This window comes from Pseudomonas sp. COW5 (assembly GCF_026240005.1).
Lineage (GTDB): Bacteria > Pseudomonadota > Gammaproteobacteria > Pseudomonadales > Pseudomonadaceae > Aquipseudomonas > Aquipseudomonas kribbensis.
The window spans coordinates 3,916,322-3,939,227 of sequence record NZ_JAPHVP010000001.1; the positions used below are offsets into that span (position 1 = coordinate 3,916,322).

Consider the following 22,906-nt stretch of genomic DNA (forward strand, 5'->3'; position numbering starts at 1 on the left):
TTGGGACGTTGAATCACTATAGCCCTGCGTCGCCCGTGTCGGCCTATCCCGGCGCTCGCTCGTTGGCGAACATGCTCACCGCTTCCACGGCTTCGCTGGCGCCATCGCGAATCTGCAGAATCACCGTCCCCGCCTGATCCGCCAGTTCGACGCCTTGCGCCGCGCGTCCACGAGTGCCGTCCATGCTTTTTATCGCCTGGCGGGTTTCGCTCTGGATCAGGCCGATCATGTTGGAAATCTCTGCCGTCGAGCCGCTGGTGCGTGCCGCCAGTTGCCGCACTTCATCGGCCACTACGGCAAAACCACGCCCTTGCTCACCGGCCCGTGCCGCCTCGATTGCCGCGTTGAGCGCCAGCAGGTTGGTCTGGTCGGCAATCGCACGGATGGTGTTGACGATGGCGGTGATCTGCTCGGAGCGCTCGCCGAGCTGGGCGATCAGGGTCGACGACTCGGCAATGTCATCGGCAATTTCGCGCATCTCGCTGGCCGCTTGCTGAATGACTTGAGTGCCTTGCTCGGCGACTTTTCGGGTGGCGACCGAGATGTGGTAAGCGGCGCTGGCGCTGCGGGCGTCCTGCTCGTGCTGCTCGACCCGGGCGGTGACGTCCGAGGCGAATTTCACCACTTTGCACAGGCGCCCGGCGGCGTCGTAGACCGGGTTGTAATTGGCTTCCAGCCAGACGGTTCGCCCGTGTTTGTCGATACGTTCGAACTGCCCGTGGAAAAACTCGCCCTGATTGAGCCGGCGCCAGAAGTCCTGGTAGGCGCTGCTGTTGACCAGATGCGCGGGGCAGAACAAACGGTGATGTTTGCCCTTGAGTTCGGCCTGGGTGTAGCCCATGCGCGTCAGAAAATTCTGATTGGCCGTAAGAATGTTGCCGTCGAGATCGAACTCGATCACCGCCATGGCCCGGTCGATGGCCTGTAACTTGGCGTTGGCTTCGCTTTCCTGCTGCACCTTGGCGGTGACGTCCATGGCGTACTTGACCACTTTCACCACGCGGCCCGACGCATCCTTGATCGGGTTGTAACTGGCTTCAAGCCAGATCGGCCGGCCCTGGCTGTCAACGCGTTCGAAGGTGCCGGACTGGAACTGACCGTTTTTCAGTCGCGACCACAGTTCGGTGTACTGGCTGCTGCGGGCAAATTCCGGTGGGCAGAACTGGCGGTGGGACTGACCGATCACCTGTTCGGCCTTGTAGCCCGTGGTCTTCAGGAAGTTGTCGTTGGCGCGCAGGACCACGGCGTCGAGATCGAACTCGATGACGGCCATGGAGCGGTCGATGGCTTCGAGCAAACCGGATTGCTCGGTGATGGTGTGTTGCAGGTCATCGATGACGGACTGATGGCGATTGAAAAACATGCGGGGTGCGCTCCGGAAATAGGGCTGAGGTGTTGTCCCTGTTCCTGCGCTGGCCGGCCGAACGAGCTGACGACATTGGGCAATGACCACTAAAGTGCCAGCATCCAGGCTGGCGACTCGATCTTATACAAACTTATTAAACTTGTACAAGAAAGTGCAGTGTCACTTTGTCGTACAAATCCTGTCAGGCATTGGAGCGGCTCAGCGCGACGCTGATTGTGTTGCGGCCCGTATGTTTGGCGGTGTACAGCGCCTTGTCGGCATCATCCAGCCAGTGCAGCGCATCCGGGTAGGTCGGGTGAAAACGTGCCAGCCCGATACTCAGGCTGACCCGCAACTCCGGCACATCGGGATGACGGTATTGGTGCAGGGACTGGCGCAGTTGCTCCATCAGCGCTTCGGCTCTGCTCAGTGGCAGGTTGGGCAGGATCACGCAGAATTCGTCGCCGCCGTAACGGCCGGCCAGCTCGCTTTCAGTCAGCAAGGATTTGAGTTCGCGACTGAGTTGCTGGAGCACCGCATCGCCGACGATGTGCCCGTAACTGTCGTTGATCACCTTGAAGTGATCGACGTCGATCAGCGCGAGGGTGGCCTGGCTGTTGTGTTCGCGGCACTGCTGGAACTTGAGGTGCAGCAGGTCTTTCCAGGCCCCGTGGTTGAGCAGACCGGTCAGGCTGTCGGTGCGGCTCAGGGCACTCAGGGTGCGTTTGTGTTCGGCGAGTTTGATCGCCAGCCGATAGCAGACCATGCCCAGCGCCAGCGGATAAAGAGTGAGCATCGGCAGGCACGCCCAGACCTGGGTCTGCGTCGCCGTCAGGGTGAACTTGACCCCGAACAGCGACCAGCCCAGCAACACGCCGATCACTTGGGCGAGGGCGCCGAGCAGGAACAGGCGTCGGCCGCCGGCGGCGACGTTGTTCATGGTCATCATCGACAGAATGGTCACGGTGACCAGCGGATTGAACTGGAAACACGCGGTCCAGAAGCCGCCGAACACCGAGTCATAGAGCAGATTGCGGCGCTCGGCGCGGTAGGGGAAAGCCGAGCGGGTCGACCATTGATAGGCGACGTGTGGCCAGAGAAAACCGTTGAACAGCAGCAGCGCCCAGAGCCACGCCGGCACATTCAATGGATACAGCGCGGCGCCGACGCTGAAGAAACCGATCCCCAATCCAATGGCACGTGGCAAGTAGATACGTCTGGCGAATGACAAGCCTTTGCCGCGTTGGTTTTCCATGATGTTCTTCGCCAGATTCATTCTGAAACACTTTGCAGTGTAATTCTTCAGAGCGACCGTTCATCGGTCAATGACAGACATTGTCATTTATTCCAGCGGGAAAATTCAGTGTCCTTGTGAGCCATTTACGCGGCGCAGACGTGATCTAGAGCTGATAGCAGGCCAGAAACATGTCCAGTGCCGAATCGACCACGGCATTTTGCGTGGCGCTGTCGAGCGAGGGCTGGCCCATGGAAATCTGGGGCCAGAAGGCGAAAGATTTGAGCAGCCCTTGTACCTGATGCGCGGCGAACTCCGGATCGACCGCTTTCAACCGGCCATCTGCCTGGGCAGCGCGGATCCACACGGTCACGCTTTCCTCACGTTCGCCCATGCGCGCCACCATGTTCTGCGCACGCTCGGGTGAGTGGATCGCGGCGGCGATGGCGACCCGGGCCAGATCCATGAAATTGTCGTCCGCCATCATCTGCAGTTTGGCCAGCAGCATCGTTCGCAATTGATCGCGCAAGGGTTGGTCGGGTTGGTACGACACGGCTTGCTCGGTGCTGATCCGTGCCCACAACTGGTTGAGAATTTCGGCGAACAGCTCTTCCTTGCTGGGAAAGTGGTTGTACACCGTGCGCTTCGACACTCCAGCGGTGGCCGCGATCTTGTCCATGCTGGTGACTTCGAAACCGTTGGCACGGAATTCGGAAATGGCCGCCAGGATGATGGCTTCGCGTTTGCGGTCGGTGAGGCGCGTTGGAGCTGTCATAAATTCGATTCGGCAGGAAAAAGGAGGAAATTACACTCGGCAGTTTACTTGTCATCCGGTTTGATGCAACCTAGAAAGTACACCGATCAGTGTAATGTTGCGTTAATCGGTGCAACCTAAAACCAGATGTCCGGCTGATGCGTGCGTGCCTTGGCCATTTATCGTCCCACCGTGGAAAACCGTGAATTGCGCGGTTTTTCTGGAGTCATTCAGTCATGGCCAAATCAATTTCTTCCGCGGTCAGTCCTGTACCTGAAGCTTCGCGCCAGGCCGAAGGGACGTTCCGCAACCACGCGCCGGTGCAGCGCGAAGGTGTGCGCAAGATGCTGCGCATCATGTGGAACATGATCTTCCACAAACCGCGCAATACCCGACCTGCGTCGGCCATTCCTGTGCAGGCACTGACCCGCGCCGACCTGATTGCTGCGCCGAACCACAGCGTCTATCGCCTCGGTCACTCGACCCTGCTGCTGAAGCTGCAGGACAAGTTCTGGATTACCGACCCGGTATTCGCCGAGCGCGCTTCGCCGGTGCAATGGGCCGGCCCGAAACGCTTCCACCAACCACCGATCAGCATCGACGAGTTGCCACCGATCGAAGCCGTGATCCTGTCGCACAACCACTACGACCACCTCGACTACGAAGCGGTGTTGAAACTTGCGGACAAGGTCAACGTGTTCCTCACGCCGCTGGGCGTCGGCGACACGTTGGTCAAATGGGGTATCGATGCCAGCAAGATCCGCCAGTTCGACTGGTGGCAGGGCACCGAAGTCGCCGGCATCCGTTTCATCGCCACCCCGTCGCAACACTTCTCCGGCCGTGGCCTGTTCGATGGCAATCAGACCCTGTGGGCTTCGTGGGTGATCATCGATGGCGACACGCGGATCTTCTTCAGCGGCGACAGCGGCTATTTCGACGGCTTCAAACGCATCGGCGAACAGTTCGGCCCGTTCGACCTGACCCTGATGGAAACCGGCGCCTACAACGTCGAATGGCCCCACGTGCACATGCAACCGGAAGAAACCCTGCAAGCCCACATCGACCTCAAGGGCCGCTGGCTGTTTCCGATCCACAACGGCACGTTCGATCTGGCGATGCATGCCTGGCACGAACCCTTTGATCGCATTCTTGCCTTGGCCTGGGAACGCAGTGTTTCCATCACGACGCCGAAAATGGGTGAGGCGTTTAACTTGATGCAACCCCAGCGTGGGGACGCATGGTGGCTAGAAGTGGAACAGGAGATGTCAGAAAAAGGGCGCGTTGCTTGTAGCGGCTACAAGGCTGGGTGAGTTTTCCTACCAGTACTGGTTCTTGTTGCTGACAGCCGTTTCCTGCGGCTTCGGTAGGCTTGGTCGCGAGTGAAATGACTCACTCGTGATTGGCTTAAACAAGGATTAGAAAATGAAATGCCGCTTTAAACGCAACATGAATACGCTGGCGCAGGCCATCCTGCTCTCGCTGGCCAGCAGCGCTGCCCTCGCGGCGCCTTCCGGTGCTGAACTTGAATACGCAAGCGCCAGCGAGCTCAGTGCAATGATGGTCAGCAACGAACTGACTTCGGTTGCGCTGGTTCAACACCTCATCGCGCGTGTTGCAGATCTGGACAAGCAAGGTCCCACCCTCAACGCCATTATCGAAATGAATCCCGAGGCTCTCGACATCGCGACGGCGATGGATGAAGAGCGTGCGCAAGGCAAGATCCGTGGCCCGCTGCACGGAATTCCGGTCCTGTTGAAGGACAACTTCGATACCGCTGACGCCATGCAAACCAGTGCCGGCTCAATGGCCATGGTCGGACAGCCGGCGACTCAGGATGCTTTTACGGTTCAACAGCTTCGCGAGGCCGGCGCCATCCTGCTGGGCAAAGCCAACATGAGTGAATGGTCGGGCATGCGTGATATGTCACTGCCTTTGGGGTGGAGCGGGCGCGGCGGCCAGGGGAAAAATCCTCACCTGTTGAGCGCAAGTACCTGTGGTTCCAGTTCCGGTCCGGCAACCGCAGTGGCCGCCGGTTTCACACCGCTGGCAGTGGGCACAGAAACCAATGGCTCGATCAGTTGTCCGGCCTCGGCCATTGGCGTAGTCGGCGTCAAACCGACGCTTGGACTGTTCAGTCGTTCCGGCATTGTGCCGATCACTCGCCTGCAAGACACACCGGGCACACTGACCCGTACTGTGCGGGACGCTGCATTGATGTTCAACGTCATGCAAGGCACCGATGCTGCGGACAGCGCCACTGCCAACGCCCCCACAGGAATCGACTACACGGCATTGCTTTCCGATGCCGCTCTGCAAGGCAAGCGGATCGGCTATCCAATCGCGTATACAGGATCCCACGACACGTTACTGACCCCGAATCCGGAGATGCTCGCCGCGATGGCTGTCTTGCGGGAGCAGGGCGCTACGCTGGTCCCATTGACCGTGCGTCTTCCAGACATCGAGGGCTACCTCAATGGTCTGATGGGCGCGATGAAGCATGAGTTGCCCGAGTACCTGGCCAGCCGTCAGGGCTTGCCGATTGATTCATTGCAGACGCTGATCGACTTCAACCAGGCCAACCCCGGTGATGAGCATTACGGCCAGCAGATGCTGGAGGCAATCAACGCCGTTGAACTTACCCATGAGGAGGCGAGTGCACAGATTGCAATCATCAGCCAGAACTTCAAAGACGCTATCGATGAGCAACTGCGCGAACACAACCTGGACGCACTGTTTGCCGAAAACGATGGTTATTCCCAGTTTTCTGCGGCTACCGCAGGCTATCCGGCAATCACCTTGCCCTCGGGCATGAGCGATGACGGTACGCCGACTTCCGTGTTCTTATACGGCCAGCAATGGAGCGAGCCGCAGTTGTTGGCGATGGCGTACAGCTACGAACAGGCTTCGATGGCATTGCGGCAGCCGGGGTTCAAGGAGTAATCAGGCTCACGAGGGTTTCATTGCAAACGGCAGTGAAACCTTCCTTTTGAGTGAGTGGCCGCAATCGCTTTTTTGCGCACGGTTATTCGGCCATGGCCAACTCACCGTGTATTTCTGCAGGGCTGCATCTCCTCACATTCCCCCCACGCCCCGGCGCAAACCCCGGAAAGAACACCAGCCCCTGCGCCTCGAACCGATACGTCAACGCCAGCCGCGCCGAGTCCGCCACTTCCTGCTGCGCCTCGAACCGCTGGATGTCGTCTACCGAAACCTCTGCCTCCCGCGACAGTTGTTCCACACTCCAGCCCAACATCCCTCGGGCCTGGGCGCAGTGGGTCGGGGTGAACTGGAAAAGGGCGATACGTTCGAGGATGAGGTTCATCGCTGAAGAGGCCATGGTGTGCTCCGGGCTCGAGAGTGCTGATGGAAAATCTACTGTGTTTTTGTACAGTTGTTTTCGGCCGGGATCAAACGCATTTTTTGATTTGCCCTAGTTCGCCGCCTCCAACCAGACGGACGGTGCCTGACCGAGGATTCGGCGGAACATCGTCGAGAACGCCGCCGGGCTGTCATAACCGACATCCAGGGCAATCCGCGTCACCGCTTCACCCGCCGCCAGCCGTGCCAGCGCCAGTACCACGCAGGCGCGCTGGCGCCATTGACTGAAACTCAGGCCGGTCTGCTGGCGGAACAACCTGTTGAAAGTGCGCAAGCTTACGTGCAGTTGATCGGCCCAATGCTGGGGGGATTGGTGGGCATTCGGCTGATGAAGAAAGGTCTGACACAGTTCGAGCAGTCTTCCGTCAGATGGCAGCGGGATATGCAAGGGAAGCGGTGCGCTACGCCGCAATTCATGCAGCAACAAATTGATCAGTACGCCGTCACGCCCGGTCAGGTCATACGTCAGCGGCAGCTCCACCGCCTCCATCAGCAATTGCCGCATCAACGGCGACACACTGATCACCTGACAACGCTCACCCAGATCCACCGCCCCCGGCTCGATATACAAACTGCGAGTGCTGACCCCCAGCATCAATACCTCATGCGCCACCCCCGGCGGAATCCACACCGCTCGCTGCGGCGGCACCACCCAGTTGCCGTCATGCGTGCTGACCTGCATCACCCCGGTCGCGCCGTACAACAATTGCGCCCGCCGATGCGTATGACGTGGCAACAGATAGCCGTGGGAATAATCCCTACCGATAGCCACCACCGGGCGCGGCGTGTCATCCAGCAGATTGATCGAAACATTGCGCATCGAGCGGCACCCGGCAGTTGGCGTAAACGCAAACATTATTGGCTGACTTGCTGAAGCAGGCCAAGCGCCGCCGCTCTATCGTCGACCGCTCCCAAGCAACGGACGACGCGCCATGTTCTACCTCCTGCTGACACTCTTCGGCTGCCTGACCGGCGTCACCGCCGTGCTCTTCGGCTTCGGCGGCGGCTTCGTTGTCGTGCCGCTGCTGTACCGCATGCTCACCACCAGCCACGGCACGGACGACCCGATCAGCCAATCCGCCATGCACATCGCCGTCGCCACCTCGACTTGCGTGATGATCGTCAACGCCCTGGTCGCCACCGGCAAACATCGCCGCGCTGGCAACCTCATCCGTGACTACCTGTGGCCCTTGGGCGGTTTCATCGGATTGGGCGCGGTCGTCGGCGCAATCGCAGCGGTGTGGGTCAGCGGCGAAGTCATCCGTTATGCCTTCATCGCCTACCTCGGCGTGACGATTGTCGACTGCCTGCTGCGACGCGGGTTTCTCACACCGTCCGAAGGCGTCATCCCACGGCGATTGGGAACGGTGGAAACGTCCGGCGGTGGGGTAGGCATTGGCGCCATCGCGACGTTTCTCGGCGTAGGAGGAAGCGTCATGACCGTGCCGTTGTTGCGGCGTTGCGGGTTGAGCATGTGCCAGGCGACGTCGATGGCCAATCCATTGAGCGTGCCGGTGGCGCTGGCGGGGACGCTGACGTACATGTTGATGGCGGGGTTCAGCGAGACAGACCTTGGACTATGGTTTATCGGATATCTGGATCTGCTGGCGTTTGCGGTACTGACGTTGGGCTCGATGCTGGGGATTCGATTGGCCACACCGTGGATCGGGCGGATACCGGATCGGGTGCATGCGTGGGTGTATATCGGGTTGCTGGTGATTGTGATGATCAGCATGTGCGTGAGCTGATCCGGACGAAGCTCGATTCCCCGCTACAACATCGACATAATCCGCGGTCACTTTTTGCGGCATTTGCCCGCTTGCTCAAGGAAGAATTGATGTTTCACGGATTGTTGCGCCTTTCCGGCATTTTGGTACTCGCCGTTTTCTTCCATCCCTTGGCATGGGCGGAAAACGCTACGCAGGTTTACACAGGAACGTTGGGCAAGACGGCGATCGTTCTGGAGATGAATACCCGAACGGGAGAGGGGCGTTACTTCTACCAGAAGTACCGTAAGGATCTGGAACTCGAAGGTTCCAGGGATGGGGACACGCTCGAACTCAGCGAAGGTTCGATGATGGACGGAGACTCCCGTCCAACGCTTCGTTTACAGGCTATCGGGAGCAATTGGTCCGGTGAGTGGAGTAATCCGGCCGGGAAAACCCTCAAGGTTGAGTTGCAGCCCGCAATGATTCCGCAAGCCCCCGTCGACTCATTGCCCTATATCGTCAGCCTGCGTGAGACGGCCCCTTACGAGTTTCTGCGGCTGCAAGGAATGAAACTGCAAAAGGGCAAAACCGAAACTTTCATGGGCTACACACTGCAATGGTGGAGCGAGCCCAAATCACAGGCTTCGCTTTTTGAAGTGGTGTCCGGTTATTCCCCGCAAGTGCTTCAACGCATCAACCAACAATTGATGGGCCGATTGTGGGGGGAGGTGATCACGTATTTCGGTTGCTCGGGTGATTACTCTCAATCCAGCCAACCTCTGTGGATGACGCCTTCGGTAATGAGTGTGCGGATTTCAACGGATTATTACTGTGGCGGCGCCTACCCGGACCAAAGCAACGACGCGCTCAACTTCGATGCCTCAACCGGTCAGACACTGACGCTCGAGGACGTTTTGTGGGTAGGGCAAGGTCAGCCGTTGCACTATGAACAACACGATGATTTCAATGCGGGCTCACCCGGTTCTTCTGATGCCTGGTCGAAATACCGTACTACAGAGTTGGCACCCTGGCTGGTCGCACAGCTGCTGAAACTGTATCCCCGGCAAATGACCGTCACCGCAGAGGGCGATAACGACTGTCACTACGACGAGAGCGATCCCTGGCAATTCATGGGGTGGTACTTCACGGAGCAGGGCATCAAGTTTGATCCGTCGTATCCGCATGTCGCGGCAGTGTGCGGATTCGTAGACTGGAGCATCTTGCCGTACTCCCTCGTCAAACAACACCCCGGCGCCGTCAAACTGCAACTACCCCAGGGCTGACCCTCACGCCAGACCTGGCGCTTCACGAATAATGAAGTGATCCAGGTTCTCGATATTGGCATTGAAGACCTCGAAAGGCTTTTCGGGGTTCTTCTTGCCCGGCACCTGCTTCAACTCCGGTGTCACACCATAGAAGAAGCAGAACAACTCCTTGCCGCTGTCGATCGCGTGCTTGATCTCTTCCAGAAACGCCTTGCGCTTGCGGTAGTTGTCGATCAGCTTTTTGTTGAGATAGACACTGACCGGATAAGGCTTCTTCTTGCTGTCATCCGGCTTCTTGAACCAGACCTTGTCCTCGAAATCGATCCGGAAACTGGCGCTGTGAAAGTCCTCGATCTTCTTGATCCGGCCCCAGTAAATCAGCCCCTTGTTGTCCATCAAGTACTCGATTTTCTTGAAGAACGAACTGTACGGCGCCGTATGTTCGCCAATCTTCAACGGCATGCGCTTGAGCAAATCCTTGTCCGCGAAGTTCGAAACGAAACACTCCACGGGGTGGGCGAAGACACTGGTCTTGTCCGGCGCCGTCTCACGAGTCGGCGATTCTTTTGAAGGGGAAGTCGCCACCCGCACCGGATCATCCCGCAACACATCCGCCGCCCCCGTTGGCGCGGCAGGCTTGCGCACATACTCCCGGCGCGTCAGCAACAACTCCGACGGGAAATGCTCCTCTCGCCCGTCATCCAATTCCCCATCCGCCGCCTCAACCCCCGACGCCGACGTCTTCACACTCACATACGGACAACCCGCCACATGCTGCGTACCGGGCAAATTCTTGAAGTGCGGCGTGCGCACGTAATTCACATTCTTGGCGTTGAACGTACCCAACTCGTTGGAAGCATCGAACGCCGAACGACAGGCGTCGTTGGGGCACTGGAAATGCTCCTTCGCAGAATCGAACGCCACCGTCTCATCGAAATTGAGATCGCGAACGTCATAGATCGACAGCTTGTCGTCGAGACTGAGGCAGTAGGCGAGGTCGAATTTCATGGTGGGGCTCGGGTCCTTGAGTGAGGGGAGGGGATTTATCCCCGATGGGTTGTGAAGCTGCCCCAAAACAGACAACTGGGTTAAAGCGTTCTAACTGGCTGACTGCCAAATACCTTGTAGCTATTCAGCCTCTAACCCCTCGACGCTTCTATAAAACTTAGCAGTGAACTCTTCTTTGTCGCTCGAGTAATGGCAACGTCGATGGCAGTTCGGGCACAGGGCTACTGCGTTGCTCGTACGGTCTGTCCCCCCGTTAACGAGATGTTTCAGATGATGAACTTCAAGAAAAGGTTTGCCATCAGCATCTTGGAATGGCGCTTTTTGGCCACACCCTTCGCAAACGCCTTGAGAACGTTTCAAAACCCATTTTTTCACATTTAATTTGCGCGAAAGCCTAACTACCGTCGCGCTAGTCTGCTTCGGGTTGAGTACACCTGGGGGGGCATCATTCAATTCAGGTGCGGAAGGTTCGATCAGCCGGAGTCGAGTCAGCTGAGCGCCTCTTCGTGAGCTGTTTCGTATCGCTTCCATGTCTTTTTTAGCCAGAATCTCTTTGATACGCGTAATGACACCGGAGCCGAGATTTTTCGCGGAAACATAGCCTGTAATTCTCGGCAGCCCCAATAAATCCATCACAGCAGAGATGTTCTGCATGCGGTACTCGACTGACGAGGCGCTGCGTTTGCTCAGCGGGCCTTTTCGCAAGAGTCGATTCTCGTCCGCTTTATTGAATGGCTGATTTTGTTGTTCAAGAACCAGCATTTTCAGATAAGCGTCTACGGAAGCTTCTAGCTCCTCATCACTCCAGCCAGTTTTTTCTTTCGAGGTGTCCATACAGTCGCCGAGGGTTGAAAACCCTCGGACGATACTGAGTGGCCATCACAACTGTCTACGAAAATTCCTACAGAAAATATCGACGTATCTTGCGAGGTCCTACGACCACCATCACTAGCCCATCAAATACTTTGAAGACTGAAACACCCGCGCAACCCTTCGCCACCAAGGCTTCCCCGGTCTCCGCCCTTGTGTCTGATCATTCAGCAGATAAGGCATATCCCGCAGTCGAATCCAGCCCTCATCCTGCCAATGCAGCAAGCTCAACGACATCTCCGGCCAATCCAACAAACTCAACTTCGGCCGATCTGAATGTCCCGAGTGTTCTGCATCACGCAAGGCCGGCACCACCTGCTGAGTCAACCACTCCCGCAACAACCGGTTCCCCGGAACGTAGTGGTACACCAGCAGCGCATACACACCTGATTCGCTGAGCATCAGTTGCTTTTCGGGTTGCCGAAAATACTCAATCCACAAAACGCGACGTTGATCCTTATCTAGCTTGTTGACCATGCGTTCGCACAGATGGAAACCCATCAAACGGCCGACATCGCGGGCGCAGAACCACGTTTGGTTTTCGAGCAGAAGGGCGTGTAGTGCGAGGTTGTGACGCGAGAAGACTGTTACAGAAAAAGGATCGGGCATATCCATTACCTCTACGTTTAGATTTTTGGAGGGCCTGAACCCAACGTAGAGTGGACTTAAGAAATCCCAACGAGCGAGGCAGCTCCACTGACGACATGTGCGTCTGTGTGAATGGCCAAGCTTTCTACGTTGGGTGTTTCTTAGGCACCTGCAATTGAGCTTAGAGGTGCTTGCAGTTGGCTTCAATGCGAAGCGGCTGTAAGTGTTGTAGGAGATTGAGCGCTGCAACGTAGGGATGGAAAAGGACTACCAGCCGCCCATAAAAAAGCCCCGATAAAAAATCGGGGCTTTTTACTTTCTCAACTCGACGACTCAGCAGCAATCGTCAAATCGTGGCGAGCGAGACGATTAGTCCCAGCTCAACGCACCACCAGTTTGGTATTCGATCACACGAGTCTCAAAGAAATTCTTCTCTTTCTTCAAGTCCATAATCTCGCTCATCCAAGGGAACGGGTTAGTAGTCCCTGGATATTCTTCTTTAAGGCCGATCTGCGACAGACGACGGTTAGCGATGAACTTCAGGTAGTCCTCCATCATCGCAGCATTCATACCCAACACACCGCGAGGCATGGTGTCGCGGGCGTATTCGATTTCCAGCTGGGTGCCTTGCAGGATCATCTGCGAAGCTTCTTCCTTCATTTCGGCATCCCACAGGTGTGGGTTTTCGATTTTGATCTGGTTGATCACGTCGATGCCGAAGTTCAGGTGCATGGATTCGTCGCGCAGGATGTACTGGAACTGCTCGGCGACGCCGGTCATTTTGTTGCGGCGGCCCATGGAGAGGATCTGGGTGAAGCCGCAGTAGAAGAAGATGCCTTCCAGAACGCAGTAGTAGGCGATCAGGTTGCGCAGCAGTTCTTTGTCGGTCTCTACGGTGCCGGTGTTGAATTCCGGGTCGGAGATGGCGCGGGTGTATTTCAGGCCCCAGGCGGCTTTTTTCGCGACCGACGGGATCTCGTGGTACATGTTGAAGATCTCGCCTTCATCCATGCCCAGCGATTCGATGCAGTACTGGTAGGCGTGGGTGTGGATCGCCTCTTCGAATGCCTGGCGCAGGATGTACTGGCGGCATTCCGGGTTGGTGATCAGGCGGTACACGGCCAGGGCCAGGTTGTTGGCAACCAGGGAGTCGGCGGTGGAGAAGAAGCCGAGGTTGCGCATCACGATGCGGCGCTCGTCGTCGGTCAGGCCTTCCGGGTTTTTCCAGAGGGCGATGTCGGCGGTCATGTTGACTTCTTGCGGCATCCAGTGGTTTGCGCAGCCGTCCAGGTATTTCTGCCAGGCCCAGTCGTACTTGAATGGCACGAGCTGGTTGAGGTCGGCGCGGCAGTTGATCATGCGCTTTTCGTCAACGGCGACACGGGCGGCGGAGCCTTCGAGTTCGGCGAGGCCTTCGGCGACGTCGAGGGAATCCAGTGCAGCCTTGGCGCGGGCCACGGCGGCCGAGTCTTCGGCGGTCACGGCGCGGGCTTCGAGGGCGGCGGCACCGCCGGCGCTGTCGAGGCGGTCCATGTTGGCTTCGGTAGCGTGGCCGGCGTTGGCGCCTTTTACTGCTACTTCACTGTCTTCTTTGTCGAATTCGTCCCAGCTCAGCATGACGTGTCGTCTCCTGCGTGAGGGCCTGTGCCCGTGTGAAAACTGATTGGTTGGTTTTTCACACGGCCGTACAGGCCGCGTTGGATGTCGTTTTTTGCAGCGGTGCAACGCAGGCAATAAACAGAAAATTTTTACGGGTTTCCGAGAGCCTCTGACGGGCGCGAGTCAGCGTGGACGCTGCTGCGGGGCTTCAGAATGGCTTTGATCCCTGTAAGGGAATATTGCTGACCCGATTGGGCGGCATTATAGGGAAAAAAACACCGGCGTGGGGGAGGGCGAAACAGCGCAGGGCGGTCGAGCGGGAGGGTGATTTCGTTTGGAGCGAGGGTTTACAGGGCTTTCGCCGGGATTGGCCCCGGAGAATTTTTTTTCATTAATTTTTCTGCGTGTGATTGGTTGCTCAAAAAACGAGCAAAAAACCGCGCTTTTCACTATATCTTGTGTTTTGCAACCCTTTTACGTCCCTTCAAACACAACTGAGCCCGACCGAAGCCGGGCTGGAATCGACCCTCGATGTTGCGCTGAGTGATCCGATTCGGTGCAGTCTCAAACCATCAATTGGTGCAGCCGTTACCCATCACGCTGTAACGCAGGATGTGACGCTGGCCAGTGGAGTCGTCGTACTCCATTTTCATCGGTACCACTTCGCAGACATTCGGAACTTCGCTCATCGATACAACTTTGGCGATGTCCAGGTGAGTGGAGTAAGTGTATTCCTCGATGGCCGGTTGTTGCTGTGCGACATCAGTCGGGACCTCGTCTGCCATGGCGGTTGCGCACAGACTGCTGAGGGCCAGAACCAATAAAGCTTTCATTTGAAATTTACCTTCTTGAGGTCGAGTGGGGTCACGCAACCTTTTTGGGGTTGCGTGTGGAACTTCATCGTTTGGTTTGTTACTTCAGAGCTGGATTAACGGCCTTCGTGGGGGCTGTAACGTTGTTAATCACTTTGCCTTGTCGGCGAGGCAGATTTTAGGGAGGCGGGGTGGGTGTAAACAGATGGGGTTTTGATAAACACCTTTGGCAGATTTGGTAACAATCGCTGCCAGGCCAGTAGATTCAAGGCCTGCGAGGTCATCGGCGGCGAGCATCGGGATTATCGCCACGACCTGTAGGGGCTTGTTACTACCATCGTCGAATGGTTCTATACGGTCGCCCCGGCTACAACAGGGTCATACAAAAACAACTATTACACCGAGGTAGGAAAGATGAGTGCGGCTTCTCTGTATCCCGTTCGTCCCGAGGTTCTGGCCAATACGCTGACCGACGAGGCGACCTACAAAGCCATGTACCAGCAGTCGGTCGTCAACCCTGACGGCTTCTGGCGCGAACAAGCCAAGCGCCTCGACTGGATCAAGCCTTTCACCACGGTGAAACAGACTTCGTTCGACGATCACCATGTCGACATCAAGTGGTTTGCCGACGGCACCCTGAACGTTTCCTACAACTGCCTCGACCGTCATCTGGCCGAGCGCGGCGATCAGGTCGCCATCATCTGGGAAGGCGACGATCCTTCCGAAAGCCGCAACATCACCTACCGCGAACTGCATGAACAAGTCTGCAAGTTCGCCAACGCCCTGCGTGGTCAGGACGTGCACCGCGGCGACGTGGTGACCATCTATATGCCGATGATTCCCGAAGCCGTGGTCGCCATGCTGGCCTGTACCCGGATCGGCGCGATTCACTCGGTGGTGTTCGGCGGTTTCTCGCCGGAAGCCCTGGCCGGTCGCATCATCGACTGCCGCTCGAAAGTGGTGATCACCGCTGACGAAGGCATCCGTGCCGGCAAGAAGATTTCCCTCAAGGCCAACGTCGACGACGCCCTGACCAACCCGGAAACCAGCAGCATCCAGAAAGTCATCGTATGCAAGCGCACCGGCGGCGACATCAAGTGGAACCAGCATCGCGACATCTGGTACGAAGACCTGATGAAAGTGGCGGGCACCGTTTGCGCGCCGAAAGAGATGGGCGCCGAAGAAGCGCTGTTCATCCTTTATACCTCCGGCTCCACCGGCAAGCCGAAGGGCGTGCAGCACACCACTGGCGGTTATCTGTTGTACGCGGCCATGACCCACGAGCGCGTGTTCGACTACCGTCCGGGCGAAATCTACTGGTGCACCGCCGACGTCGGCTGGGTCACCGGTCACTCCTACATTGTCTACGGCCCGCTGGCCAACGGAGCGACCACGTTGCTGTTCGAAGGCGTGCCGAACTACCCGGACATCACCCGGGTGGCGAAGATCGTCGACAAGCACAAGGTCAACATCCTCTACACCGCGCCGACCGCGATCCGCGCGATGATGGCCTCCGGCACCGCCGCAGTCGAAGGCGCGGACGGCAGCAGCCTGCGTCTGCTCGGTTCGGTGGGCGAGCCGATCAACCCGGAAGCCTGGGACTGGTACTACAAGAACGTCGGCAAGTCCCGTTGCCCGATCGTCGATACCTGGTGGCAGACCGAAACCGGCGGCAACATGATGAGCCCGCTGCCGGGCGCCCATACCCTGAAGCCAGGTTCGGCCGCACGTCCGTTCTTCGGTGTGGTGCCGGCGCTGGTGGACAACCTCGGCAACATCATCGAGGGCGAGGCCGAAGGCAATCTGGTGATTCTTGATTCGTGGCCAGGACAGGCGCGCACTCTGTACGGCGACCACGATCGTTTCGTCGATACCTACTTCAAGACCTTCCGTGGCATGTATTTCACTGGTGACGGCGCGCGTCGCGATGCCGATGGTTATTACTGGATCACCGGTCGCGTGGACGATGTGCTCAACGTGTCCGGCCACCGCATGGGGACCGCCGAGATCGAAAGTGCGATGGTCGCTCACCCGAAAGTCGCCGAAGCGGCGGTGGTCGGTGTGCCGCACGACATCAAGGGGCAGGGCATTTATGTCTACGTCACCCTGAAGAATGGCGAAGAGCCGAGCGAGCAACTGCGCCTGGAACTGAAGAACTGGGTGCGCAAGGAGATCGGGCCGATTGCTTCACCGGACGTGATCCAGTGGGCGCCGGGGCTGCCGAAGACCCGTTCGGGCAAGATCATGCGCCGAATCCTGCGCAAGATCGCTACCGCCGAATACGAAGGTCTGGGTGACATCTCCACCCTGGCCGATCCAGGCGTGGTGCAGCATCTGATCGATACGCACAAGACCATGAACGTCGCGTAAGCGGCGGGTCTGAAGTGCAGAAAGCCCTGTCCGGTTTCGCCGGGTGGGGCTTTTTTGTGTCTGATGTTTTTGTAGCGTCGGGGTGGGCCTCTTCGCGAGCAAGCCCGCTCCCACAGGGGGCGTGTTTGGCGCGGGTCAAGTGTGGGAGCGGGCTTGCTCGCGAAGACGGCCTGTCATTCTCCTCAGTGTTCCCCTGTCTTGCCTCATCGGCATCCAGCCAATAATTATCGGTGTCACCTGTCAGAGCATTCCCACTGTTACCCGTCATCCTTCAAGTAACTGAATGTGTAACCGCCCGCCCCGCAACGGGGCAATGAGAAACGCATCGCCCCGTTTTAGAGCCTCAAAACGACCGGTGAAAAATAAGACATCACCCCGCGCTTGCCGGATTAGAAGGGTTTGCGAATAATAGGCCCGCAATTTGCAGCATAGATCGGTTCACTGTCTTTCGCTCTTGCATGAAATTGCGGAGCTGTCAATGTGCTCAAGCGGGTTTCTCGGTGCTTCTGTAATTAGTTGTCGCATTGAAGAAATATCGGCTTCGGGCCTGTCGTTAGAATGCCGATCACTCGCTCGTCGTGGCTCGCGTTGAAGCCTTCAGGGTTTTGTTCGGAAATATCGCACGCACGCAGCAACCGCTTTCGTTCCACCCATTCGCATATTGGGCTGTCGCTCACTCTGCCGTTTTTGCCCTTTACCGATGGAGTCCCAAGATGAAGAAACTTGTGCTGCTTGGCGCCCTGGCACTGTCCGTGCTGTCCCTGCCGACATTCGCCGATGAAAAGCCTCTGAAGATCGGTATCGAAGCGGCTTACCCTCCATTCGCATCCAAAGCCCCGGACGGCAGCATCGTCGGTTTCGACTACGACATCGGCAACGCACTGTGCGAAGAAATGAAGGTCAAGTGCCAGTGGGTCGAGCAAGAATTCGACGGTCTGATCCCGGCACTGAAAGTGCGCAAGATCGACGCGATCCTCTCGTCCATGTCGATCACTGAAGACCGCAAGAAGTCCGTGGACTTCACCAACAAGTACTACAACACCCCGGCCCGCCTGGTCATGAAGGAAGGCACCGTGGTCAGCGACAAACTGACCGAGCTCAAGGGCAAGAACATCGGCGTGCAGCGTGGTTCGATCCACGAGCGTTTCGCCCGTGAAGTCCTGGCTCCGCTGGGTGCCGAGATCAAGCCATACGGCTCGCAGAACGAAATCTACCTCGACGTGGCCGCCGGTCGCCTCGACGGCACCGTGGCGGACGCCACCCTGCTGAACGACGGCTTCCTGAAAACCGACGCCGGCAAAGGCTTTGCGTTCGTCGGCCCGCAGTTCACCGATGAAAAATACTTCGGCGACGGCGTAGGCATCGCGGTACGCAAGGGCGACGCCCTGAAAGACAAGATCAATACTGCCATCGCGGCCATCCGCGAAAACGGCAAGTACAAGCAAATCCAGGACAAGTACTTCGACTTCGACATTTACGGCAAGTAAAGACGTCGCTCGACCCGTCCGAAATGGCGCAAGCAACAGGATCTCTGCGGTTTGCGCCATTTTTTCATCCCAACTTTCGAGGACCTGAATCATGTTGAAAGGCTACGGGGCTGTCATCCTCGATGGCGCTTGGCTGACGCTTCAGCTCGCCTTGTCGTCCATGGCCCTGGCCATCGTTCTCGGGCTGATCGGTGTCGCATTGCGCCTGTCGCCAGTGCGCTGGCTGGCCTGGCTGGGCGATCTGTATTCCACGGTGATCCGCGGGATTCCCGACCTGGTGCTGATCCTGCTGATCTTCTACGGCGGTCAGGACCTGCTCAACCGCGCCGCCCCGATGCTCGGCTATGACGAGTACATCGACCTGAACCCGCTGGCCGCCGGCATCGGAACCCTTGGTTTCATCTTTGGTGCGTACCTGTCGGAAACCTTCCGTGGTGCGTTCATGGCGATCCCCAAAGGTCAGGCCGAAGCGGGCATGGCGTACGGCATGAGCAGCTTCCAGGTGTTCTTCCGGGTGCTGGTGCCGCAGATGATCCGTCTGGCGATTCCGGGGTTCACCAACAACTGGCTGGTGTTGACCAAGGCCACCGCGCTGATTTCCGTGGTCGGTCTGCAAGACATGATGTTCAAGGCCAAGCAGGCGGCCGACGCCACCCGCGAGCCTTTCACCTTCTTCCTCGCAGTGGCGGCGATGTACCTGGTGATCACCAGTGTCTCGTTGCTGGCGCTGCGTCACCTTGAGAAGCGCTACTCGGTAGGCGTAAGGGCGGCTGATCTATGATCTTCGACTACAACGTCATTTGGGAATCGCTGCCGCTGTACCTCGGCGGCCTGGTGACCACCCTCAAGTTGCTCGCGCTGTCGCTGTTCTTCGGTCTGCTCGCGGCGTTGCCGCTGGGGCTGATGCGCGTCTCCAAGAACGCCGTGGTCAATGGTGCGGCGTGGCTCTACACCTACGTGATTCGCGGCACGCCGATGCTGGTTCAGCTGTTCCTGATCTACTACGGTCTGGCCCAGTTCGAAGCCGTGCGTGAAAGCTTCCTCTGGCCGTGGCTGTCCAGCGCAACGTTCTGTGCGTGCCTGGCGTTCGCGATCAACACCAGCGCCTACACCGCCGAAATCATCGCCGGCAGCCTGAAGGCCACGCCGAACGGTGAGATCGAAGCGGCCAAGGCCATGGGCATGTCGCGGGTCAAGATGTACAAGCGCATCCTGCTGCCGTCGGCCCTGCGCCGGGCGCTGCCGCAGTACAGCAACGAAGTGATCATGATGCTGCAGACCACCAGTCTGGCGTCCATCGTGACCCTGATCGACATCACCGGCGCGGCCCGTACCGTCAACGCGCAGTTCTACCTGCCGTTCGAGGCATACATCACCGCCGGCGTGTTCTACCTGTGCCTGACCTTCATTCTGGTGCGCCTGTTCAAGCTGGCCGAGCGTCGCTGGCTGAGCTACCTGGCCCCGAGGAAGCACTGATATGGAACGCATCGACCACGTTCTGCCGTGGAGCCACCTGGGCAGCGAACGCCGGATTTCGGTCTTTCGCTTCGGTGGCGGCGAGCGCAAGGCCTACATCCAGGCCAGCCTCCACGCTGACGAACTGCCCGGCATGCGCACCGCCTGGGAACTGAAAAAACGCCTCGGCGAACTCGAAGCCAAAGGCCTGCTCAACGGCGTCATCGAACTGGTGCCGGTGGCCAACCCGCTGGGTCTTGGCCAGTTGCTGCAAGGCAATCATCAGGGGCGTTTCGAGGCCGGCAGCGGCAAGAATTTCAACCGTGATTTCGTCGAGCTCAGCGCCCCCGTGGCCGCAAAGCTTCAAGGACAACTCGGTGATGATCCGCACGCCAACATCCGTCTGATCCGTCAGGCGATGGCCGATCATCTGGCCGCATTACCCGAAGCAAGCAGCCAGTTGCAAGGTATGCAGCGTATCCTGCTGCAACACGCCGCGACTGCCGATGTGGTGCTGGACCTGCATTGCGACTGCGAAGCCGCGCTGCACATGTACGCCTTGCCGCAGCACTGGCCGCAGTGGCGTTCGCTCGCCGCGCACCTGGATGTGAAAGTCGGCCTGCTGGCGGAAGATTCCGGCGGCAGCTCGTTCGATGAAGCCTGTTCGTTGCCGTGGCTGCGTCTGTCGCGTCTGTTCCCGGACGCGCAGATTCCACTGGCGTGCCTGGCGACCACCGTCGAACTGGGTGGTCAGGCCGACACCACGCCGGCGCAGGCCGAAGCCTGGGCCGAAGGCATTCTGGCGTTCCTCGCCGAGCAAGGCCTGATCCGTGGCGAGTGGCCAAGCGCTGAGCGCGAACCATGCGAAGGCATGCCGTTCGAAGGCACGGAGCTGCTCCTGCCGCCGCATCCCGGCGTGGTGAGTTTTCTGCGCAAGCCCGGCGAGTGGGTTGAAGCCGGTGACAAGATTTTCGAAGTGATCGATCCGCTGTCGGATCGGGTCAGCACGGTGTGTGCTGGTACGTCCGGGGTGCTGTTTGCCATTGAGCGGCTGCGTTACGCCCAACCCGGTTTCTGGCTGGCCAAAGTGGCGGGGCGCGATGCGCTGCGCGACGGCCCTTTGCTCAACGACTGACTGTTTTTGTGAGAACCGACCGCATGTACAAACTTGAAGTCCAAGACCTGCATAAACGCTATGGCAGTCACGAAGTGCTAAAGGGCGTTTCCCTGAAAGCGGCCGCCGGCGATGTGATCAGCATCATCGGCTCCAGTGGCTCCGGCAAAAGTACTTTCCTGCGTTGCATCAACCTGCTCGAGCAGCCGCACGCGGGCAAGATCCTGCTCAACAACGAAGAGCTGAAACTGGTTGCCAACAAGGACGGCGCGCTGAAAGCCGCTGATCCGAAACAGCTGCAACGCATGCGTTCGCGCCTGTCGATGGTGTTCCAGCACTTCAACCTGTGGTCGCACATGACCGCGCTGGAAAACATCATGGAAGCGCCGGTTCACGTGCTGGGTGTGTCCAAGGCCGAAGCCCGCGAGAAAGCCGAGCACTACCTGAACAAGGTCGGCGTGGCCCATCGTAAAGACGCGTTCCCTGGACACATGTCCGGCGGCGAGCAGCAGCGTGTGGCAATCGCCCGTGCGCTGGCGATGGAACCGGAAGTGATGCTGTTCGACGAACCGACTTCGGCCCTTGACCCGGAACTGGTCGGCGACGTGCTGAAAGTCATGCAGGCCCTCGCTCAGGAAGGCCGGACCATGGTGGTGGTGACTCACGAAATGGGCTTCGCCCGTGAAGTATCTAACCAGTTGGTGTTCCTGCACAAAGGCGTCGTCGAAGAAAGCGGCAACCCGCGTGAAGTGCTGGTCAATCCGCAGTCGGAACGTTTGCAACAATTCCTCTCGGGCAGCCTCAAGTAATCGCTCCCGTTATGCACCAAATTAGGTCATGCTGCGCAGCGCGCCAGATGGTCTAATTTGGTTGCAGCCGATTTCGGTTTTTCCCTCTGTTTACGTTTCGGATCGCCCGCCATGACTGCCCATCGAATTGGTTTCCTGATTTGGCCCAGCACTAAAGCTCTGACTTTGGCGCTGGCAGAGGAGGCCTTGCGTGTTGCCCAGCGTGTGCATCCGGACGTGGTTTACGAGTTGTCGTTCCTGCAGGCCGAAGCTCCGACCGAAGGTGAATGGCAACTGCCCGGCGAACCCTGGGCCGGCAAGCTCGAAAACTTCCAGAAACTGTTCCTGCTCGCCGATGAGCCACCGACGACGTTGGCGCCGGCACTCAGCAGCGCGCTGAAACAATTGGTGCGCGCCGGTTGTGTGATCGGCGGTCTGTCGGCCGGTGTGTATCCGCTGGCGCAACTCGGCCTGCTCGACGGTTACCGCGCAGCCGTGCACTGGCGCTGGCAGGACGATTTCGCCGAGCGCTTCCCGAAAGTCATCGCCACCAGTCATCTGTTCGACTGGGATCGTGATCGCCTGACCGCGTGCGGCGGCATGTCGGTGCTCGATTTGCTGTTGGCGGTACTGGCCCGTGACCACGGTGCGGAATTGGCCGGTGCGGTCTCCGAAGAACTGGTGGTCGAACGCATCCGCGAAGGCGGCGAGCGTCAGCGCATTCCATTGCAGAACCGTCTCGGCTCCAGCCATCCGAAGCTCACCCAGGCGGTGCTGCTGATGGAAGCCAACATCGAAGAGCCGCTGACCACTGACGAAATCGCCCAGCACGTGTGCGTGTCCCGTCGCCAGCTGGAGCGGATCTTCAAGCAATACCTCAACCGCGTGCCGAGCCAGTACTACCTGGAACTGCGCCTGAACAAGGCCCGGCAGATGTTGATGCAGACCAGCAAGTCGATCATCCAGATCGGCCTGTCCTGCGGTTTCTCCTCGGGGCCGCATTTCTCCAGCGCCTATCGCAACTTCTTCGGCGCCACGCCACGGGAAGACCGCAACCAGCGGCGCAGCAGCAGTCCGTTCGAATTGTCGTCGGTGCCGCCCGAGCGCGGCTGATTCTCGAATGACAGCGC

At 58.5% G+C, this 22,906-nt stretch carries 21 protein-coding genes; 11 read left to right on the plus strand and 10 right to left on the minus strand.

What is annotated here, in order from left to right; all coding sequences use genetic code 11:
* Positions 1-43: 43 nt before the first annotated feature.
* From OQ248_RS17875 to OQ248_RS17885, 3 genes are all read right to left on the minus strand, one after another.
* Positions 44-1,363, minus strand: coding sequence for a PAS domain-containing methyl-accepting chemotaxis protein (locus OQ248_RS17875; RefSeq protein ID WP_265813484.1), 1,320 nt, complete (start codon positions 1,361-1,363; stop codon positions 44-46).
* A gap of 184 nt (positions 1,364-1,547) precedes the next feature.
* Positions 1,548-2,600, minus strand: coding sequence for a diguanylate cyclase (locus OQ248_RS17880; RefSeq protein WP_265815111.1), 1,053 nt, complete (start codon positions 2,598-2,600; stop codon positions 1,548-1,550).
* Between the two features lie 145 nt (positions 2,601-2,745).
* The gene (locus tag OQ248_RS17885) at positions 2,746-3,354 is read right to left on the minus strand and encodes a TetR/AcrR family transcriptional regulator (protein ID WP_085709705.1); all 609 of its coding nucleotides are present in this window, start codon (positions 3,352-3,354) and stop codon (positions 2,746-2,748) included.
* 215 nt (positions 3,355-3,569) lie between these two features.
* Here OQ248_RS17885 and OQ248_RS17890 point away from each other — a divergent pair, with 215 nt between their 5' ends.
* Together OQ248_RS17890 and OQ248_RS17895 are read left to right on the plus strand one after the other, a co-directional pair.
* Complete coding sequence (locus OQ248_RS17890) at positions 3,570-4,643, plus strand: MBL fold metallo-hydrolase (RefSeq protein ID WP_265813485.1); 1,074 nt, start codon at positions 3,570-3,572, stop codon at positions 4,641-4,643.
* Positions 4,644-4,755: 112 nt separating this feature from the next.
* Positions 4,756-6,273 (plus strand): amidase family protein, encoded by a 1,518-nt coding sequence (locus OQ248_RS17895; protein ID WP_265813486.1) that lies wholly within the window; start codon positions 4,756-4,758, stop codon positions 6,271-6,273.
* Positions 6,274-6,355: 82 nt separating this feature from the next.
* Here the strand turns inward: OQ248_RS17895 and OQ248_RS17900 are convergent, their stop codons facing one another.
* Together OQ248_RS17900 and OQ248_RS17905 are read right to left on the minus strand one after the other, a co-directional pair.
* Positions 6,356-6,670, minus strand: a complete 315-nt coding sequence (locus OQ248_RS17900) for an XRE family transcriptional regulator (RefSeq protein WP_265813487.1) — start codon at positions 6,668-6,670, stop codon at positions 6,356-6,358.
* 93 nt (positions 6,671-6,763) lie between these two features.
* Positions 6,764-7,531 (minus strand): helix-turn-helix transcriptional regulator, encoded by a 768-nt coding sequence (locus tag OQ248_RS17905; protein ID WP_265813488.1) that lies wholly within the window; start codon positions 7,529-7,531, stop codon positions 6,764-6,766.
* A 112-nt stretch (positions 7,532-7,643) separates the two neighbouring features.
* Between OQ248_RS17905 and OQ248_RS17910 the strand changes: the two genes are divergently transcribed.
* Both OQ248_RS17910 and OQ248_RS17915 read left to right on the plus strand, forming a co-directional pair.
* Positions 7,644-8,459, plus strand: a complete 816-nt coding sequence (locus tag OQ248_RS17910) for a sulfite exporter TauE/SafE family protein (RefSeq protein ID WP_265813489.1) — start codon at positions 7,644-7,646, stop codon at positions 8,457-8,459.
* Positions 8,447-9,703: a hypothetical protein gene (locus OQ248_RS17915; RefSeq protein WP_265813490.1), complete on the plus strand. Its 1,257-nt coding sequence runs from the start codon at positions 8,447-8,449 to the stop codon at positions 9,701-9,703. The genes OQ248_RS17910 and OQ248_RS17915 overlap by 13 nt, the downstream gene beginning before the upstream one ends.
* A 3-nt stretch (positions 9,704-9,706) precedes the next feature.
* On the opposite strand, the gene OQ248_RS17920 is transcribed toward OQ248_RS17915, so the two are convergent.
* From OQ248_RS17920 to OQ248_RS17940, 5 genes are all read right to left on the minus strand, one after another.
* Positions 9,707-10,693, minus strand: coding sequence for a hypothetical protein (locus OQ248_RS17920; protein ID WP_265813491.1), 987 nt, complete (start codon positions 10,691-10,693; stop codon positions 9,707-9,709).
* A gap of 120 nt (positions 10,694-10,813) precedes the next feature.
* Complete coding sequence (locus tag OQ248_RS17925; protein ID WP_265813492.1) at positions 10,814-11,527, minus strand: HNH endonuclease; 714 nt, start codon at positions 11,525-11,527, stop codon at positions 10,814-10,816.
* Between the two features lie 114 nt (positions 11,528-11,641).
* A complete protein-coding gene (locus OQ248_RS17930) occupies positions 11,642-12,172 on the minus strand; it encodes a Bro-N domain-containing protein (protein WP_265815112.1) in 531 nt (176 codons plus the stop codon).
* 348 nt (positions 12,173-12,520) lie between these two features.
* Positions 12,521-13,768, minus strand: a complete 1,248-nt coding sequence (locus OQ248_RS17935) for a ribonucleotide-diphosphate reductase subunit beta (protein WP_085709714.1) — start codon at positions 13,766-13,768, stop codon at positions 12,521-12,523.
* 554 nt (positions 13,769-14,322) lie between these two features.
* Positions 14,323-14,583, minus strand: a complete 261-nt coding sequence (locus tag OQ248_RS17940; RefSeq protein WP_085709715.1) for a DUF2790 domain-containing protein — start codon at positions 14,581-14,583, stop codon at positions 14,323-14,325.
* Positions 14,584-14,976: 393 nt separating this feature from the next.
* Between OQ248_RS17940 and acs the strand changes: the two genes are divergently transcribed.
* The 7 genes from acs to argR all read left to right on the plus strand — a co-directional run bounded on the left by acs (position 14,977) and on the right by argR (position 22,889).
* Complete coding sequence (gene acs, locus OQ248_RS17945; RefSeq protein ID WP_114884931.1) at positions 14,977-16,932, plus strand: acetate--CoA ligase; 1,956 nt, start codon at positions 14,977-14,979, stop codon at positions 16,930-16,932.
* A gap of 713 nt (positions 16,933-17,645) precedes the next feature.
* Positions 17,646-18,419: an ABC transporter substrate-binding protein gene (locus OQ248_RS17950; protein ID WP_065261786.1), complete on the plus strand. Its 774-nt coding sequence runs from the start codon at positions 17,646-17,648 to the stop codon at positions 18,417-18,419.
* A 91-nt stretch (positions 18,420-18,510) separates the two neighbouring features.
* Positions 18,511-19,200 carry an ABC transporter permease gene (locus tag OQ248_RS17955; RefSeq protein ID WP_265813493.1) on the plus strand — a complete coding sequence of 230 codons (690 nt, stop codon included), beginning with the start codon at positions 18,511-18,513 and terminating at the stop codon, positions 19,198-19,200.
* Entirely contained in the window at positions 19,197-19,895 is a 699-nt protein-coding gene (locus OQ248_RS17960; protein WP_085709717.1) for an ABC transporter permease, read from the plus strand. Before OQ248_RS17955 ends, OQ248_RS17960 begins: the two co-directional genes overlap by 4 nt.
* Position 19,896: 1 nt before the next feature.
* Complete coding sequence (locus tag OQ248_RS17965) at positions 19,897-21,009, plus strand: succinylglutamate desuccinylase/aspartoacylase family protein (protein ID WP_265813494.1); 1,113 nt, start codon at positions 19,897-19,899, stop codon at positions 21,007-21,009.
* A 23-nt stretch (positions 21,010-21,032) separates the two neighbouring features.
* Positions 21,033-21,797 (plus strand): ATP-binding cassette domain-containing protein, encoded by a 765-nt coding sequence (locus OQ248_RS17970; protein ID WP_003227281.1) that lies wholly within the window; start codon positions 21,033-21,035, stop codon positions 21,795-21,797.
* A 111-nt stretch (positions 21,798-21,908) separates the two neighbouring features.
* Complete coding sequence (argR, locus tag OQ248_RS17975) at positions 21,909-22,889, plus strand: transcriptional regulator ArgR (protein ID WP_085709719.1); 981 nt, start codon at positions 21,909-21,911, stop codon at positions 22,887-22,889.
* Positions 22,890-22,906: the final 17 nt, after the last annotated feature.

Coding starts and splice junctions, on each gene's coding strand:
- OQ248_RS17880 (WP_265815111.1), bottom strand. CDS start 2,600: ATGGAAAACCAACGCGGCAAAGGCTTGTCATTCGCCAGACGTATCTAC.
- argR (WP_085709719.1), top strand. CDS start 21,909: ATGACTGCCCATCGAATTGGTTTCCTGATTTGGCCCAGCACTAAAGCT.
- OQ248_RS17960 (WP_085709717.1), top strand. CDS start 19,197: ATGATCTTCGACTACAACGTCATTTGGGAATCGCTGCCGCTGTACCTC.
- OQ248_RS17925 (WP_265813492.1), bottom strand. CDS start 11,527: ATGGACACCTCGAAAGAAAAAACTGGCTGGAGTGATGAGGAGCTAGAA.
- OQ248_RS17900 (WP_265813487.1), bottom strand. CDS start 6,670: ATGGCCTCTTCAGCGATGAACCTCATCCTCGAACGTATCGCCCTTTTC.
- OQ248_RS17875 (WP_265813484.1), bottom strand. CDS start 1,363: ATGTTTTTCAATCGCCATCAGTCCGTCATCGATGACCTGCAACACACC.
- OQ248_RS17965 (WP_265813494.1), top strand. CDS start 19,897: ATGGAACGCATCGACCACGTTCTGCCGTGGAGCCACCTGGGCAGCGAA.
- OQ248_RS17905 (WP_265813488.1), bottom strand. CDS start 7,531: ATGCGCAATGTTTCGATCAATCTGCTGGATGACACGCCGCGCCCGGTG.
- OQ248_RS17950 (WP_065261786.1), top strand. CDS start 17,646: ATGAAGAAACTTGTGCTGCTTGGCGCCCTGGCACTGTCCGTGCTGTCC.
- OQ248_RS17895 (WP_265813486.1), top strand. CDS start 4,756: ATGAAATGCCGCTTTAAACGCAACATGAATACGCTGGCGCAGGCCATC.
- OQ248_RS17940 (WP_085709715.1), bottom strand. CDS start 14,583: ATGAAAGCTTTATTGGTTCTGGCCCTCAGCAGTCTGTGCGCAACCGCC.
- acs (WP_114884931.1), top strand. CDS start 14,977: ATGAGTGCGGCTTCTCTGTATCCCGTTCGTCCCGAGGTTCTGGCCAAT.
- OQ248_RS17920 (WP_265813491.1), bottom strand. CDS start 10,693: ATGAAATTCGACCTCGCCTACTGCCTCAGTCTCGACGACAAGCTGTCG.
- OQ248_RS17930 (WP_265815112.1), bottom strand. CDS start 12,172: ATGCCCGATCCTTTTTCTGTAACAGTCTTCTCGCGTCACAACCTCGCA.
- OQ248_RS17955 (WP_265813493.1), top strand. CDS start 18,511: ATGTTGAAAGGCTACGGGGCTGTCATCCTCGATGGCGCTTGGCTGACG.
- OQ248_RS17885 (WP_085709705.1), bottom strand. CDS start 3,354: ATGACAGCTCCAACGCGCCTCACCGACCGCAAACGCGAAGCCATCATC.
- OQ248_RS17935 (WP_085709714.1), bottom strand. CDS start 13,768: ATGCTGAGCTGGGACGAATTCGACAAAGAAGACAGTGAAGTAGCAGTA.
- OQ248_RS17890 (WP_265813485.1), top strand. CDS start 3,570: ATGGCCAAATCAATTTCTTCCGCGGTCAGTCCTGTACCTGAAGCTTCG.
- OQ248_RS17910 (WP_265813489.1), top strand. CDS start 7,644: ATGTTCTACCTCCTGCTGACACTCTTCGGCTGCCTGACCGGCGTCACC.
- OQ248_RS17970 (WP_003227281.1), top strand. CDS start 21,033: ATGTACAAACTTGAAGTCCAAGACCTGCATAAACGCTATGGCAGTCAC.